The organism is Pseudomonas sp. (assembly GCF_030684895.1).
Taxonomy (GTDB): domain Bacteria; phylum Pseudomonadota; class Gammaproteobacteria; order Pseudomonadales; family Pseudomonadaceae; genus Aquipseudomonas.
Genome location: NZ_JAUXXP010000001.1, coordinates 1 through 16,375 on the forward strand (window position 1 = coordinate 1; position 16,375 = coordinate 16,375).

The 16,375-nt window shown below is 62.3% G+C and carries 14 protein-coding genes; 4 read left to right on the forward strand and 10 right to left on the reverse strand.

The window, feature by feature from the left end; all coding sequences use genetic code 11:
* From tssI to Q8M42_RS00020, 4 genes are all read right to left on the reverse strand, one after another.
* The coding region (gene tssI / locus Q8M42_RS00005) for a type VI secretion system tip protein TssI/VgrG (RefSeq protein ID WP_305282778.1) at positions 1-1,030 on the reverse strand (1,030 nt) is incomplete at its 3' end.
* Positions 1,031-1,282: 252 nt separating this feature from the next.
* Positions 1,283-1,801, reverse strand: a complete 519-nt coding sequence (locus Q8M42_RS00010) for an Hcp family type VI secretion system effector (RefSeq protein WP_090241257.1) — start codon at positions 1,799-1,801, stop codon at positions 1,283-1,285.
* Positions 1,802-2,104: 303 nt separating this feature from the next.
* Positions 2,105-4,663, reverse strand: a complete 2,559-nt coding sequence (locus Q8M42_RS00015; RefSeq protein ID WP_304865881.1) for a TRAP transporter permease — start codon at positions 4,661-4,663, stop codon at positions 2,105-2,107.
* Between the two features lie 181 nt (positions 4,664-4,844).
* Positions 4,845-5,816, reverse strand: a complete 972-nt coding sequence (locus tag Q8M42_RS00020) for a TAXI family TRAP transporter solute-binding subunit (protein ID WP_275959892.1) — start codon at positions 5,814-5,816, stop codon at positions 4,845-4,847.
* A 182-nt stretch (positions 5,817-5,998) separates the two neighbouring features.
* On the opposite strand from Q8M42_RS00020, the gene Q8M42_RS00025 reads away from it, so the two are divergent.
* The gene (locus Q8M42_RS00025; RefSeq protein WP_304865876.1) at positions 5,999-7,024 is read left to right on the forward strand and encodes an AraC family transcriptional regulator; all 1,026 of its coding nucleotides are present in this window, start codon (positions 5,999-6,001) and stop codon (positions 7,022-7,024) included.
* Between the two features lie 7 nt (positions 7,025-7,031).
* On the opposite strand, the gene Q8M42_RS00030 is transcribed toward Q8M42_RS00025, so the two are convergent.
* Positions 7,032-7,982, reverse strand: coding sequence for an SDR family oxidoreductase (locus Q8M42_RS00030; protein WP_304865873.1), 951 nt, complete (start codon positions 7,980-7,982; stop codon positions 7,032-7,034).
* A 243-nt stretch (positions 7,983-8,225) separates the two neighbouring features.
* Between Q8M42_RS00030 and Q8M42_RS00035 the strand changes: the two genes are divergently transcribed.
* Positions 8,226-9,239 (forward strand): DUF5924 family protein, encoded by a 1,014-nt coding sequence (locus Q8M42_RS00035; protein WP_304865871.1) that lies wholly within the window; start codon positions 8,226-8,228, stop codon positions 9,237-9,239.
* 214 nt (positions 9,240-9,453) lie between these two features.
* On the opposite strand, the gene Q8M42_RS00040 is transcribed toward Q8M42_RS00035, so the two are convergent.
* From Q8M42_RS00040 to Q8M42_RS00060, 5 genes are all read right to left on the reverse strand, one after another.
* Positions 9,454-10,683, reverse strand: coding sequence for a nucleoside recognition domain-containing protein (locus Q8M42_RS00040; protein WP_304865868.1), 1,230 nt, complete (start codon positions 10,681-10,683; stop codon positions 9,454-9,456).
* 103 nt (positions 10,684-10,786) lie between these two features.
* Positions 10,787-11,245: an inhibitor of vertebrate lysozyme family protein gene (locus tag Q8M42_RS00045; protein ID WP_304865865.1), complete on the reverse strand. Its 459-nt coding sequence runs from the start codon at positions 11,243-11,245 to the stop codon at positions 10,787-10,789.
* Positions 11,246-11,255: 10 nt separating this feature from the next.
* A complete protein-coding gene (locus Q8M42_RS00050) occupies positions 11,256-11,420 on the reverse strand; it encodes a DUF1328 domain-containing protein (RefSeq protein ID WP_090379030.1) in 165 nt (54 codons plus the stop codon).
* 75 nt (positions 11,421-11,495) lie between these two features.
* Positions 11,496-11,930, reverse strand: coding sequence for a PA2169 family four-helix-bundle protein (locus Q8M42_RS00055; RefSeq protein ID WP_304865860.1), 435 nt, complete (start codon positions 11,928-11,930; stop codon positions 11,496-11,498).
* 102 nt (positions 11,931-12,032) lie between these two features.
* Positions 12,033-12,869, reverse strand: coding sequence for a BON domain-containing protein (locus Q8M42_RS00060; RefSeq protein WP_304865857.1), 837 nt, complete (start codon positions 12,867-12,869; stop codon positions 12,033-12,035).
* 252 nt (positions 12,870-13,121) lie between these two features.
* Between Q8M42_RS00060 and algB the strand changes: the two genes are divergently transcribed.
* Positions 13,122-14,474, forward strand: coding sequence for a sigma-54-dependent response regulator transcription factor AlgB (algB, locus tag Q8M42_RS00065; protein ID WP_304865854.1), 1,353 nt, complete (start codon positions 13,122-13,124; stop codon positions 14,472-14,474).
* A complete protein-coding gene (locus Q8M42_RS00070) occupies positions 14,471-16,246 on the forward strand; it encodes a KinB sensor domain-containing domain (RefSeq protein WP_304865851.1) in 1,776 nt (591 codons plus the stop codon). The genes algB and Q8M42_RS00070 overlap by 4 nt, the downstream gene beginning before the upstream one ends.
* Positions 16,247-16,375 lie beyond the last annotated feature (129 nt).

Sequence of the window (16,375 nt, forward strand, 5' to 3'; positions counted from 1 at the left end):
GGAGAGGGGAGGAAGTGCGGTGGCTGCCGGAGAAATCGGTGACCGATTCTTCCAGCACCTGCGGCTGTTTGCCCTGGTGGTGGATTTCAGTCAGCAGCCAGAGGTCGTTCCAGCTGGCACGCGGGTGCTCGGTCAGCGCCAGGAAGTGGCCGCTGACCAGCAGCGGCTGATCGCCGTCGCCTTGCGCCAGTTCGAAGTCGTGGCGGTGGCGTTCGAGGATGCGTTGGCTAAGGTGTTTGCCGCGCTCACGGTCGACGAATCGGCCGGGGTAGTCGTAATCCTCAAGGTCGGGTTTGAATTCGCTCTTGGCGTCCGCTTCCATCAGCAGCTTGGGCTTTTCAAAATCGTAGTCGCGGCGGGTCACCCGGCTGGTACGGGTTTCCACGCGCACGCCAAAGCGCTTGATTACTGGTTTGTCGGCGACCAGGCCGCTGTCTTGTTGATAGGCCGTTGGCGCGAGTTTGGGGAAGACGGTTTGGTCGTCACCAAAGGTCAGTACATGGCCTTGGACGCTGTGCTGGAAGTGGTAGTGGATACCCTCTTCCTCGCACAGGCGCTGGACGAAGTGCAGATCGGATTCGTCGTACTGCACGCAGTACTCGCGCTCGGGGTAGATCGAGCCGAGTTGGAAGTCATAGGCGTTGGCCTGAATGCCGTGCTCTTGCAGCACTTGGCTGATGATCTTTTGCACCGTCAGGTGCTGAAATATACGTTGGTTGGTGCGGTGCGCCAGGTAGGCCAGCTGTGGGCGCAAGGTCACGTGGTAGCGGGTCAGGCGTTTACCGGATTCGCCCTGGGCGACGCGGTAGATCTGCCCGTGAATGCCGTGGCCGGCCTGATCGAAGGCGAGAAAGGCGGCTTGGTGCAGCAGGCTTTCTAGGTCCAGATCGGGACGTTCGCTGACCAGTTCCAGCTCGAACTCGAAGGGCTGACTGATCGCCTCGCGACCGTTGAATTCGAGCACCTGCAGGTCGTGGCTAACGCCTTCGATCGTCAGGCTGAAATGAGTCTGGTTGGCGGCGGCGAACATTCGTTGTTCCTCTTCTTTCGATCCATGAATGAGCCGGAAATTTTACGAGCACAGCGGGCTGGTAACCGGGCGTATTCGACGTTTATGCGCTGACGTTTAGCAAAGAAACTGTTGTTGCGTAGCACGTCTCTCGGTGGACAAGGCTTCGCCATGTCGCACCCTAGGGGGCTCACCGGCGTTGCTGTCAGGACTGAAACGCAACGGCCAGGACGATGCCTGGCCGAAGCGGTGTCGTACGAGCTCAGCCAATGCTTAGGCGGAGATCGGGGTACGCCAGTCGTCGGAGCCGGAAGTACCGGAGACTTCGTGGGTCCAGACGATTTTGCGGTAGGTGAAGTACACGTCTTCCAGGTGAGTGAAGTGCGACATGTTCGGGTCTTGGCAGTTCGGCATACGCGACTGCACGTCAACGATCACGGCATCTTCCAGCTCGATGGTGAAGTAGTGCTCTTGAGTACCGGTGGAGGACGTGCGGTACCACTCCAGACGGCACTTGTTCAGACGCTCACCGGAGGTCAGGGAGTTGAAGATCAGCGGCGAGGATTTGTCGAAGACTTTGGTGATCATCAGCGGCTTGTGCACGCGCTGGCCAGTCGGCTGACCGGATTGCGGATCACGCGGGATGATGACCTGGTGGTTGAAGGCTTGAACCAGGATCTGGTCTTCGTGACCTTCCTGGAAGATGTTACCGACGGAGTCTTCGGTGAAAGTGCCGGCAGTGATCAGGCCTTGCTTGGTGCCTTCGAGGGACAGATACGCGGGTGTTGGCATGAGTGCTTTCCTTGCCTTGGGTCATGGATCTGCAGTGATCCGGGAACTACCCCTAAAGCGACAATCATGCCAATTAAATAAAATCCTTATAAATCAATTAGTTATAATAACAAAAGGTGTGCGCATCAAGCTATTGTGCGCCAGTTCACTGAAAGTTGAGCAACTTCTTGCGCAGCTCTGCGCAAGAAGTTGCGCAGCTTGCTCAAAGCCAGTATTTAAAAGGCTTGCAGCCTGATACCCACAGACTTATCAACAGCCTGCTGCGCAATAAACTGCGCAACAGGCTGGCGCCTCAAGCTCGGCTCAAGCCGTCCCGTCAGCCCGGCGACGACGCTGCAACCAGACCACCAGAGCGAACAGCAGGAAGCCCGGAATCCACATCAGCTCCTTGGTCCAGCGATCCGTTGGGGCGCGCACGCTGATAATTTCCTGATCGAACTCCAGGCCGGCTTCGGCCGCCGGGCTGCCGAAGGTGACGCTGTCGACCAGCACCTTGCCACCCTCTTCATAGGTCAGCAGGCCAAGTTTCGCCAGGCGTTCTTCGCCATTGGCACCTTCCGGCACGGGCAACAGCAGGCTGAATTCACGGGCATCGCCCACCGCGTTCTCACCCTTGATGCGCAAGCGCAGCTGGCTGCCATCAGTCACATCGCCCAGGGCCTGGGCCAGTTGTGCCGGCGGAATGTCGCGGTAAGGGTCGTGCACGATGTCCATCCAGAAACCCGGACGGAACAGGGTGAAGGCCACCAGCAACAGCAGCACGCCTTCGTACCAGCGGCTGCGTACCAGGAAGTAGCCCTGGGTGCCGGCCGCAAAGATCAGCATGGCGATGGTTGCCACGATGAAAATCAGCACGCCATGCCAGAAATCCACGTCGATCAGCAGCAAGTCGGTGTTGAAGATAAACAGGAACGGCAACACCGCCGTGCGCAGGCTGTAGTAGAAGGCCTGAATCCCGGTCTTGATCGGGTCGCCCTTGGACACCGCCGCAGCGGCGAACGAGGCCAACCCAACCGGCGGCGTCACGTCGGCCATGATGCCGAAGTAGAAGACGAACAGGTGCACCGCGATCAGCGGCACGATCAAGCCGTTCTGCTGGCCGAGGGTGACGATCACCGGCACCAGCAGGCTGGACACCACGATGTAGTTGGCGGTGGTCGGCAGGCCCATGCCCAGCACCAGGCTGAAGATCGCCGTCAGTACCAGCATCAGCAGCAGGTTGCCCATCGATAGCAGCTCAACTAGATCAGCCAGCACCAGGCCAACCCCGGTTTGCGACACCGCGCCGACGATGATGCCCGCCGCTGCCGTGGCAATACCGATACCGATCATATTGCGCGCGCCGGCAATCAGGCCTTCACGCAGATCGATCACACCATCGATAAACGAGCCGTGGGCATGCGTGCCATCGGTGCGCAGCCAGGTCAGCAACGGGCGCTGAGTCAGCAGGATGATCACCAGCATCACACTGCCCCAGAAGGCCGACAGGCCCGGAGACAGACGCTCGATCATCAGGCACCAGACCAGCACCACCACCGGCAACAAAAAGTGCAGGCCGGAGAGCAGCACGGCACGGGTTTGCGGCAGTTTGTCGATCGGTGCGTCCGGGTCTTCAGCCGGCAGCACCGGCACGCTAGCGGCGATTTTCAGCAGGCCCAGGTAGACCAGCGCCAGCAGCGCGCCGACTCCTGGTAGAGCGTATTCACCCAGCGCCGGCTTGAGCCAGCCGAGGCCGTAATACACCGCCAGCGACAGGCCACTGATCAGCGCCGCACCGAAGGCGAAACCGGTCAGGCGGCGCAACCATGGCTTGGGCTGATGCCCGCCCACCGGCTGCAGGCCGAGCTTGAGCGATTCCAGATGGACGATATACAGCAGGGCGATATAGGAAATCGCGGCCGGCAGGAAGGCGTGCTTGATGATCTCGACATAGGGCATGCCGATGTACTCGACCATCAGAAAGGCCGCCGCGCCCATCACTGGCGGCATGATCTGGCCATTCACCGACGAAGCCACTTCCACCGCGCCGGCCTTCTCGGCCGAGAAGCCGGTGCGCTTCATCATCGGGATGGTGAAGGTGCCGGTGGTCACTACGTTGGCAATCGACGAGCCGGAAATCAGCCCGGTCAAACCCGATGCCACCACAGCCGCCTTGGCCGGACCACCGCGGAAGTGGCCGAGCATGCTGAAGGCCAGCTGAATAAAGTAATGCCCAGCGCCTGCGCGCTCGAGCAAGGCGCCGAACAACACGAAGAGAAACACGAAGCTGGTGGATACACCGAGGGCGATGCCGAACACCCCTTCGGTGGTGATCCACTGGTGGTTGGCCATGGCATTGAAGCTGACCCCACGGTGCGCCAGCATCCCCGGCATATAGGGCCCGGCCAGGCTGTAAACGAGGAACAGCAGGGCGATGATCGCCAGTGGCGGGCCGAGCACGCGGCGGGTGGCTTCCAGCAGCAACGGGATGCCGATGCACGCGGTGAGCATGTCCGCAGTGGTCAGGCTACCGGGGCGCAAGGCCAGCTGCTGGTAGAAAATAAACAGGTAGGCGGCGCTGGCGGCAGCGACCAGGCCCAGGGCGATATCCAGCAGCGGTATGCGGTCACGCGGCGATTTGCGAAAGGCCGGGTAGGCGAGAAACGCCAGCAACAGGGCAAACGCCAGATGGATAGAGCGGGTTTCGGTGTCATTGAATACACCAATGCCGAACACGAACGGCAGCGGCGAGGCGATCCACAGTTGAAACAGTGACCAGAGCAGAGCCAGGCCGGTGATCACCTGGGCCATGGTCCCCAGCGGGGTGCGCGCACCGACATCCTGGGCGATCAGTTCTTCGGTGGACAGTTGCTTGTCATGCATGGGTTGAACCTGCATTCGAGAGTACGGAAAACGGCAAAACCCGCAGCCTTGCAGCTGCGGGTTTGCTTATCTGAAAACACTAGCCCGTTTGCACGGGCAGTCACGTAGCCCGAATAAGCCTAGGCGTAATCCGGGTAACGCGGTCCCGGATTGCGCTGGCGCTTATCCGGGCTACACAGGCTTACAGCCAGCCGCGCTCTTTGTAGTAACGCACTGCGCCTTCGTGCAGCGGAGCGCTGAGGCCGACTTTGATCATGTCTTCTTCTTTCAGGTCGGCAAATGCAGGGTGCAGACGCTTGAAGCGATCAATGTTGTCGAATACCGACTTAACCAGTTGGTAGACCACTTCCGGGCTGGCCTTGGCCGAGGTGGAAAGTACCGCCTTGCCGCCAATCGACGGGGTTGGCGCGTCGTTGCCCTTGTACACGCCGCCGGGAATATCGGCCTTGGTGTAGTAGCTCTTCTCAGCCAGCAGCTTGTCGATTTCTGCACCAGTCACCGGCACCAGTACCGCGTCGGTGGTGGTGGTGGCTTCCTGGATCGCGCCATTTGGATGGCCAACGAAGTAGGTCATCGCATCGATATTGTTGTCGCCCAGGGCAGACGCCTGCTCGGCCGGCTTCAGCTCAGCAGCCAGGGAGAACGCAGAGCGGTCCCAGCCTTTGACCTGCATGATTTCTTCCAGGGTGTCGCGCTGACCGGAACCTGGGTTGCCGATGTTGACGCGCTTGCCTTTGAGGTCATCGAAGCTGGCGATCTTGGCATCACGGCGGGCGAGGATGGTGAACACCTCACTCTGCAGCGAGAACACCGCACGGATGTCCTCCATGGCGCCTTCTTTCTCGAACGGCGCAACGCCCTTCATGGCCTTGAACTGGTGGTCCGACTGCATGATGCCGAAGTTGAACTCGCCACTGCGGATGCCGTTGACGTTGGCCACACCGCCACCGCTGGCTGGGGCGTTGCACTTGATACCGTGCTCAGCCGCACCGCGATTGAGGAAACGGCAGATCGATTGACCGGCAACGTAATAAACGCCGGTTTGACCACCGGTGCCGATGGTGACGAATTTCTCTTCGGCCTGTACGGCGCTGCTCAGGGTAATACCTGCGAGTGCAGCCGACAGGGCCCATGCCAGGGATTTACCTTTCATGGGAGTTCTCCTTTTCTGTTTATTGTTGAGCCGGTCGCACCTTTTGAGTGCGTCCGGAAGGACAAGAGTCTAACCGCTCAGCCACAGGTTGCACGGAGTAATACCGGCCGCAGCAGTAACCAAGTGTTTAGCTAGACGTCTTAACGCTACCGCCAAGCCACAGCTTTGGGCAGAATCAGGCCATGTCCAAGCACACACTCGAGTCACAACACACCTCGGTCAGCGCCAGCATCACCCTCGCGGTGCTGCATGCCGCCAGCCGCCTGGGCGTTGATCGCGCCCAACTGATGAGTGCCTGCGAGCTGCATGACAACCAGCTTAGCGACCCCGATGCGCGTGTGCCCTTCGCCACTCAGGAACAGCTGTGGCAACACCTCAGCCGCATCAAGCATGCCGAACCCGGCCTGGCCCTGGGCTGCAACCTCGCCCCCGGCCCGTTCAGTGTGCTCGGTTACCTGCTGCAGAGTAGCCCGACCCTGGGCGACGCGCTGGCTGCCGGGCTGCGCTATCAGCGCCTGGTCGGCGAAGGCGGCGAGGTGCAACTGCGTGAACAGGGCGATGAACTGCAACTGCTGTATCGCCCATTGCATCCCGAACTGCCGGCCACCCGCACCCGCGTACTGGCGCTGATGGCCTGCTGGGTACAGATGCTCCACCCGCTGCTGGATAACTGGCAGTTGCTGCGCGCGCAGTTTGTTCACCCAGAGCCGCCGACGCTGGACAGCTACCGCGACACCTTCGCTTGCCCGCTGCAGTTTACCGCCAGTGATTACGGCATCGTCCTGCCGCGCAGTCTGGCCCGCGCGCCGCTGATCCAGGCCAACCCGCCACTGCAAAACCTGCTGCGCCAGCACGCCGAAGCCCTGCTCGCCCGTTTGCCCAGCGAAGGGCTAAGCGCCCGCGTGGTGGCTTTGCTCGGTGAACAATTGGCGCGCGGCGAGCCGGATCGCAGCGAACTGGCGCGCCATCTGCACCTGAGCGAACGCACCCTGCAACGACGCCTGGCCGACGAAGGCTGCAACTACCAGCAACTGCTGAATGACACCCGCCAGCAACTGGCCGAACAACACCTGAGCACCGGCGACTTACCCGCCGCAGAAATCGCCCTGCTGCTGGGTTATTCGGAACCCAGCGTGTTCTTTCGCGCGTTTCGCCAATGGACTGGGTTAACACCGGGTGAGTATCGGGCGCAGCAGAAAGCGCAATAACCGGCAGCTAAATCCCCTGCGCCCGTAAAAACGCCAGAAACGCCTCGCGCGAGCTATAGCGTGGGCTAAAGCCGAAGTCCTGTTTTAGCCGGCGATTGCTTAGCACCGGGCGATAGCGCAGAAAATCCACCTGCTCCGGGCCGTAGGGGCTTAGGCCCAGGGGTTTGAGCACGCGCAACGCGCTGCGAATCAGCCAGGCCGGCAGGGCGCGGTAGGGCTTGTTAAGCAGTTCGGCGATTTCCTTGAGTGACAGCGCGCCATCGCCGGCCAGGTTGAAGATGCCGGCGCTCTGCTGGCGCAGGCCGCGGCTGATAATGTCCACCACATCCTGATCCCAGATAAACACGAAGCGGCTGTCGCTGCCGCGAATGCCCAACACTGCGGGCTTTTTAAACAGTTCGCTGATCTGGTTGTTGACCTGTTTGCCGAGAATGGTGCCGGGGCGCAGCACCAGTTGCTTGAGGTGCGGGTGCTGCGCGCGCGCCTCGGCCAGCAGCAACTCCACTTCACGTTTGTGCTTGGCGTAGGCGAAGTGGGGGTGGCCGCGCAGCGGCTGGTCTTCGTCCAGCCACTCGGCATTTTGCGAGTCATAGCCATAGGCGGCGCCGGAGCTGGTAACGATCAACTGTTCGACGCCATGAGTCGCAGCCGCCTGGATCAGCGCCTGGGTGCCGCCGACATCAATGGCATGCAGCTGGGCTTCGCTCATCCCAGGTGGCGGGGTGACGACTGAGGCCAGGTGGACGATTGCTTGCGGCTGCCAGGTGGCCACGCAGTCTTCCACGGCGGCCGGCTGGCTGATATCGAGCAGCACCGGCTCGATATTCAGCTTCATCCCCGCGCGGTTCTGCGGGCGAATATCGGCGGCAATCAGCATCCACTGCGGGTGCTGAATAGCCAGTTGGTTAAGCAACTGCTGGCCGATATAGCCGGCTGCACCTGTGATCAAAACGCGCATTACCCTCTCCATACGCAGCGCGGCCCGAGGGCGCGAAGGCTGCGTTTCTAACGACTGTGATACCCCATTGCAGGCTATCCAGTGGGTTGCGCGGATGCAGTGGCAAGGCTGGCCAAACAGCGTGGCCAAAGGCGACAGATGCGTGTGCCCTGGCCGGCTGGGCGCGCTATGCTCTGCGCCCGCTTATCCGCCCGGCCGTGTCTATATTCGCCAGGCGCGCAGCGCCTAAATCGAGTTCACCCCATGCCCGTGCTGAAACAACACTTCTTCAAGCTGATCGCGCTGATTCAGCGCAACCCCGGGCTGGTTGCGATCTTTGGCTTTGCCTCGGGGTTGGCGAGCTTTCTGCTGGTCGAGCGCCAGGCCGAGCTGGCGCGGGTGTTGGCGCTGGTGATGCTGGTCAGCTGGTTGTGGCTGATTCTGGAAAACATCCTGCGCGAACGCATCGCCCAGTGGTTCGGCTTCGAGTTGCCGCCGCCCCTACTGCGCTATGCGACGCAGATGATCCACCAGGAGAGCCTGTTCTTCGTTCTGCCGTTCTTCTTTATCACCACCACCTGGAACAGCGGCCAGCTGCTGTTCAGCGGCCTACTGGCTAGCGCCGCGCTGATCTCGATCATCGACCCGCTGTACTACCGCTGGCTGGCACCCAAGCGCTGGCTGTTTCTTGCGTATCACACCCTGGCGCTGTTCGCCGTGCTACTCACCGCGCTGCCGATCATCTTCAAACTGACCACCCCGCAGAGCTACCAGCTGGCGCTGGCGGCAGCGGTGCTGCTGTCGTTTCCCTCGCTGTTTACGATTATCACCGTGCAGCGCTGGTGGCGTGGCCTGCTGCTGGTCGGCATGACCCTGGCGATAGGTGCTGGCGGCTGGCTCGCGCGTGTTTGGGTGCCGCCGGCAACCCTGTGGCTGACCGAAGTGGCGGTAACCAGCGAGTTCGACAACCAAAACCGCGCGCCAGGCGAGAGCATCAAGCAGCTGAGCGTGGCGCAACTGCGTAGCCAGGGCCTGTTCGCCTACACCGCGATCAATGCGCCGCGCGGGCTGAACGAGCGGATTTATCACGTCTGGCGCCGTGATGGCGGCGAAGTCGAGCGTATCGCCCTGGATATTCACGGCGGGCGCAAGAATGGCTACCGCGCCTGGACCCACAAAAAGAACTTCCCCACCGACGCCGTAGGCCGCTGGCAGGTGCAGGTACTGACCGAAGCCGGGCAGATGATTGGTGTGCTGCGCTTTAAGGTAGTGGAGTAGCGGGTAGATTGGCGTTGAGGAGCACAGCAACTAAGCCCAACACAGCGTCAACACCCTGTTGGGCTTCGCTGCGCTCAACACCAACCTACGGCTTATTGCGCCGCAGATCGTTGCCGAACGCTTAAGCCGACGTAGCCCGGATGCAATCCGGGGCAAGATTGGGCCGCTGATAGCCCGTCCCGGATTACATCCGGGCTACAGGCCTGCGCTGGCTCTACCCGAAGAACCAGTAGCAGACGAAGATCGCCGCCACCACACCGGCAAACTCGGCGAGCAGCGCGCAGCCCACGGCATGCCGCACGCGCTGAATGCCCACCGCGCCGAAGTACACCGCCAGCACATAGAAGGTGGTTTCCGTGCTGCCCTGGATGGTCGCCGCCACTAGCGCGGCGAAGCTGTCGACACCCTGGGTCTGCATGGTTTCGATCAGCATGGCGCGCGCCGCACTGCCGGAGAACGGCTTGACCAGCGCGGTGGGCAGCGCGTCGACAAAACGGGTATCCCAACCGAGCACCTCGACCAGCCAGCGAATGCCGTCGAGGCCAAATTCCAGCGCACCCGACGCACGCAGCACGCCAATCGCGCAGAGCATCGCCACCAGGTAGGGCAGCAGACTCTTGGCCACGTCAAAGCCTTCTTTCGCGCCTTCGACAAACTCCTCGTACACCGCCACCTTCTTCAGTGCGCCGAGCAGCAGAAACAGCATGATGATGCCGAACAGGGTGAGATTGCCGGCGAGTGACGACAGGGCCGCCAGCGCCGTGGCGGACAGGGTCGCCAGCACGGCCATAAAGCTGCCGAGCAGCAGCGCGCCGGGGATCAGGTACGCCAGCACCACCGGGTCCCACAGGCGCAGGCGCTGCATCAGTGCCACCGACAGCAGGCCGACCAGGGTCGAGGCACTGGTGGCCAGCAGGATCGGCAGAAACACCAAGGTCGGATCAGGCGCACCCTGCTGGGCGCGGTACATAAAGATGGTCACCGGTAGCAGGGTCAGCGACGAGGCGTTGAGCACCAGAAACAGGATCTGCGCGTTACTCGCCGTGGTGCTGCTGGGGTTGAGGGTCTGCAGGGCGCGCATGGCCTTGAGGCCAATCGGCGTGGCGGCGTTGTCCAGGCCCAGGCCATTGGCGGCAAAGTTCATGGTGATCAGGCCGAGAGCGGGATGACCGCGCGGCACTTCCGGCATCAGCCGCGCAAACAGCGGGCCGAGCATGCGCGCCAGGGCATCGACCAGGCCGGCTTTCTCGGCGATGCGCAGCAGGCCGAGCCAGAGGGTCAGGGTGCCGAACAGCAGCACCATGACCTCGACCGACAGCTTGGCCATGGCAAACAGGCTTTCGACCATGGCGGCAAATACCGCCGGATCGTCACCGAGCAGCCAGCGCGACAGGCCGGCCAGCGCCGCCACCACGAAAAACCCCAGCCACAGCCAATTGAGCATGCCGTCTCTCCCCCAGATCAATGGGCGGGATGATAGCGCGGCTTAGTCAAGCTGGGGTGGGGTTAAGCGGTATGGCTCGCTTGAGCCGCGAGCCCTACAACCACTAGTACCAGTTCGGGTCACTTTTCAGCTGCTCTAGCAGCAACTGCTGAGTGGCTTCATCTGGATCGCCGAGCCAGCGCAGAGTCGCATGCTGGCTGGGAGCCTTGTCCGTCGGCAGGCCGTCGGGCAGTTGCACGTAGAGGGCGTAGGCGTCCTCCTTGTCCCAGCTGAAGGCAACGTAGAGCCGCTGATTGAAGCAGTTGTGCGCTTCACACAGCTGGCCGACCAGGTATTTGTCGCCGTCGTCATCCAGGCCCTGCATGGGGCTGGCGATGCCGCTGAGGTTCATCACCCAGTCCGGCAAACGGCTTTCCGCTTGCACCAGTTCCCGCCAACTTTGTTGATAGGCAGGGTCGCTGGCGAGCAGCTCATTGAGGCGGAATTGGCCATCGGTGTCTGCGGCCAAAGCCGCCGCACTGCCGCCCAGCAACAGGGCGGCAAGCAGCGTCTTGATGGTCATGGTTGCTCCTCTATCCACGTGGGCGACGGCCCATAATGAACGAGACGATAAACATCACCAGGAACACCACGAAGAGAATCTTCGCGATACCCGTGGCGGTGCCGGCGATACCACCGAAGCCCAAGACTGCAGCGATGATGGCGATAATCAGAAAGGTAATGGCCCAACTCAGCATGGCGATACTCCTTGCTCGGGTTGTGCGCTTGCGCGCGGGTAGTACGGGCGCGACCTAAAGGCGCGCCCGAAGGACTTACTGCATGGACTGCTTCAGGGTGCGCATGCGGTCATGGTTGGCGCGTACGTTCGGCATTTCTGCAGTCAGCAGGGCCTGCACGTCCGGCTCGGCGCTTTCCAGGGCATCCTCGAAGGCATGCAGGATGCGGTCTTCGGCTTCTTCCAGCTGCGCCACGTAGGTGGCCTCGGTGTCGCTGACCAGGGTTGCCTTGGTATCGGCATAAACCTGACGCAGCTTGCCGACAAAGGTGCCGCCGCTGGCTGGTACTTCCTGGTTGGCGGCGACTTTCACCGACAGCGCGCGAATCAGCTCGCTCTTGCTCTGCGACATGTCGCGGAACAGCACCTGCAGGCGCACGTCCTTCACTTCGTCGTGGGCGTGCTGATAAAAGCGCTGGCCGTCACGGGTGATTTCGATCAGTTCGTTGAGTTGCTCAGTGGTGTCAGTCATGGTGATTCTCCTGTGGGTTGTAGCGGCTGCCCAGGTAACGGGGCAGCCTCAAACAACAGGTAGCGGCCGGCATGGCTGCTGCCCGGATGGATCAACAGCCGGTTAGCTGGCGACGCGCAGGGCATCGGCATCAACACCGCGCACGCCGCGAATATTGCGCGCGGTCTCAATTGCCAATTGCTTCTCGGCATTGCTCAGCACGCTGCCGCTGAGGCTGACCATGCCCTTCTGGGTGTCGACCGAAATATTCAGGCCGTCGAGGTTGCGGCTGTAGATAAAGCTGGATTTCACCTTGCTGGTGATCCACGCATCGCTGATCGCAGCTGCCGTGTCGTCGGCGGCGTTCTGTGCCTTGGCCGCCGTGCTCTTAGTCGCGCTGACGCTCAGCAGGTTGTTCACCTCACGCACGCCCTCGGTGTTGGCCGCCAGGCGACCGGCCAGTTCCTTGGCCTCGGCGCTTTGCGCGCTACCGGTCAGGCTGACCGTACCGTTGGCCGCTGCGACCTTGATGTCCAAACCTTCAGTGTTGCTGTTCCATAGCAGCTTGGATTTCACCGTGGCGGCCAGGGTGGCGTCGTCAAAACGCTGCGACAGGCTCGGCTCAGTGCTGGCCTTGGCTTCGAAGGCCGGGTCGAGGGTCAGCTGGTTGTCGACCTTGTTCACCCCGTCGATACCCAGGGCAATCTGCTCGGCCAGATCACGCTCAACATCGGTCTCGACTTTACCGGTCAGCTTGGCGCTGCCGTTCTCCACATCCACATCGATGGTGAAGGGGTTGAGGTGGCGGTTCAGGGCAAAGGCGGTCCAGATCGAGCCTTCCTGGCGCGCCTCGCTCAGCTCACGGCTGGTATCGCCCTCGGCAGCATAGGCAGCGAAAGGCGCCAGGCCGATCAGGCCGGCGGTCGCAGTGGCCAGGGCCAGAGTTTTCAGTTGATGCATGGCAGTTCCTCCAATGGATAACGATCAGGCTGGCAGCCGTTTGTCGCCGCCGTTACTGATAGATCGCAAGCCCCATGCCAGCTTCTTAAATCACTATAAATACTTAAATATCAAGTACTTAAAATAAATATGCGAGCCTGCCATACGTGCAGCTTGCATGATCGCCAACGAACGGCCGTGCAACTTGCACGACGCCGCGCGGACTAACCCTGTGCACGCAATGACGGTGTGCGGGATTAGAAGGAGAGGGTTATGCACGCAAGCACAGAGGAACACAGCCTGGGGCGCATTCTGCTGGTGGATGACGAGACCGCCATCCTGCGCACCTTCCGCTATTGCCTGGAAGACCAGGGCTATCAGGTGAGTACCGCGAGCAGTGCGGCCCAGGCCGATGCCCTGCTGCTGCGCCAGGTCTTCGATCTGTGCTTTCTCGACCTGCGCCTGGGCGCGGATGACGGCCTGGAGGCGCTGGCGCAAATGCGCCTGCAGGCGCCCTGGATGCGTGTAGTGATCGTTACCGCGCACTCGGCAGTGGACACCGCCGTGGATGCGATCCAGGCCGGCGCGGCGGATTATCTGGTCAAGCCCTGCAGCCCCGAGCAGCTGCGCCTGGCCGCCGCCAAGCAGCTGGAAGCGCGCCAGCTGATCGAACGCCTGGAACGCCTGGAAGGCTATGTGCGCAAGCCCGGCGACGGCCTCGACTCGCAGAGCCCGGCGCTGATGGCGGTGCTGCAGACGGCCAAACAGGTGGCCGATACCGACGCCAATATCCTGATTCTCGGCGAGTCCGGCACCGGCAAGGGCGAGCTGGCGCAGGCCATTCACCGCTGGAGCAAGCGCGCGAAGAAGTCCTGCATCACCATCAACTGCCCCTCGCTGAGCGCCGAGCTGATGGAGAGCGAGCTGTTCGGGCATAACCGCGGGGCCTTTACCGGCGCCAGCGAAAGCACCCTGGGGCGGGTCAACCAGGCCGATGGCGGCAGCCTGTTCCTCGACGAAATAGGCGACTTCCCACTGGCTCTGCAGCCGAAGCTGCTGCGCTTTATTCAGGACAAGGAGTACGAGCGCATCGGCGACCCGGTGACCCGTCAGGCCGATGTGCGGATTCTCGCGGCAACCAACCTCAATCTCGATGAGATGGTGCAACAGGGGCGCTTTCGCGAAGACCTGCTGTATCGCCTCAACGTCATCACCCTGACCCTGCCGCCGCTGCGTGAGCGCCGCGAGGACATTCTCGACCTGGCCGAGCGCTTTCTCGCGCGCTTTGTCGTCGAGTACGCACGCCCGGCGCGCAACTTCAGCGAAGAAGCGCGCGAAGCGCTGCTGACTTACGCCTGGCCGGGCAATATCCGCGAACTGCGCAACGTCATCGAACGTGCCAGCATCATCTGCACGGAAGCGCTGGTGCAGGTCAGCCACCTCGGACTGAGCGCCGCGAGCAGCCAGTGCGCACCGCAGATCGGTGACCAGCTAAGCCTGGAGGCCCTGGAAAAAGCCCATATCAGCGCCGTGATGGCCAACAGCGAAAGCCTCGACCAGGCGGCGAAAACCCTCGGCATCGACGCCTCGACCCTGTACCGCAAACGCAAGCAGCTCAGCCTGTGAAGCTGCGCAGTCGGCTGTTTCTCAGCAGCAGCGCGCTGCTCACCGTGGCCCTGGTCGGGCTGTTGCTGGGGATGTTCAGCGTGCTGCAGCTGACCCAGGTGCAGAGCCAGGCGATGACCCGCAACTTGCAGATCATCGACGCCAGCCTGGGCCTGCGCCAAGAGTTGGGCAAACAGGTGATTCTGCTGCTCGCCGAAGACCTCGACCGCGAAGCGCTGAAAGCCTCCGACCAGCAGTTCAAGGTCTGGCTGCAACGCGCGGCGCAGAGCGCTACGGATGCCAGCGACCGTCAGGCAGTTGCCGAGATCGAGCGCTCTTACGCCAGCTTCGACGACCTGCTGGCCAAGCCACTGCTGGTACGTCGCGAGCTGCTCAGCAATGACAGCTTCGGCCGCGCCATCGAAGCCCTACGTGACCGCATCAACGCGGTGCAGCTGCGCTACGTCAAGGCCATGGAGCAGGAGGAAGCGCGCGCCCGCGAGCGTGCCTGGCTGATCGCCGGCCTGCTCGGGATGATCGGCCTGGCGGTGCTGGTAATCGGCTTTGTCACCGCGCACAGCATCGCCCAGCGCTTCGGCCGGCCTATCGAGGTGTTGGCGCAGGCCGCCGACCAGATCGGCCAGGGCGACTTCCAGGTCACCCTGCCGCTGACCCCGGTGGCGGAAATGTCCGCCCTGAGCCAGCGTTTCGGCCTGATGGCCGAGGCCCTGCGCGAGTTCAAGAACAGCGATCTCGAAGCGCTGCAAGCCGAGCAGCAACGCCTGCAGGCGGTACTCGACAGCATTGATGACGGCCTGCTGATCTTCGATTGCGCCGGCCGGGTCGAACACATCAACCCGGTGGCCCGGCGCCAGTTGGGCTGGGGCGTCGAACAGCTCGGGCAGACCCTCGATGTGGCGCTGAACCGCGCCGATCTGGCCGAGCAGCTGCACCGGGTGCTGCAGGGCGAAAGCCTGGACGAAACCCTGGACGACCTGCAGGTGCAGATCGACGGTGAAAGCCGTTTGCTGGCCTACAGCCTGTCCGGGGTCAGCCACAATGAAGGCCGCCTGATGTGCGCGGTGATGGTGCTGCGCGATGTCACCGAACAGCGCGCCTTTGAGCGGGTACGCAGCGAGTTCGTGCTGCGCGCCTCGCATGAGCTGCGCACCCCAGTGACCGGCATGCTGATGGCGTTTGCCCTGCTGCAGGAGCGCCTGCAGTTCGCCGCCGAATCCCGCGAGGCCGACCTGCTGAACACCGTGGATGAGGAAATGCAGCGCCTGCTGCGCCTGATCAACGATCTGCTGAACTTCTCGCGCTACCAGAACGGCCTGCAAACCCTGGAATTGTCTGCCTGCGCTCTAGAACCGCTGCTGCTGCAAACCCAGCAGCGCTTCGGCGCCCAGGCCGCCGAGCTGCAGGTCAGCCTGGCCTGTGAGGTACACGGCGAACTGCCGGACGTGCAGATCGACCTGCTGCAGATCGAACGGGTGCTCGACAACCTGATCGGCAACGCCCTGCGCCATAGCCACCCCGGCGGGCATATCCGCCTGCAGGCGCGGCAGCAGGATGATCGGGTGGTACTCAGCGTGGAAGACAACGGCGAGGGCATCCCCTATCGCCAGCAGACGCGGATCTTCGAGCCCTTCGTCCAGGTCAGCCGCAAAAAAGGCGGCGCCGGCCTGGGCCTGGCGCTGTGCAAGGAGATCGTCCAGCTGCATGGCGGGCAGATCGGTGTGCACTCACGCGCAGGGCAAGGTGCGCAGTTCTATGTGGCGCTGCCGGTGTAAGGCATTCCCGAGACTGGGTTGCAGGTTGCTTTGTAGGATGGGTTGAGCGTAGCGATACCCATGCTGCGGCCAGCCCCTTATATGCGGGCCGCTGCAACCCCTGATGGGTATCGCAGGCTCAACCCATCC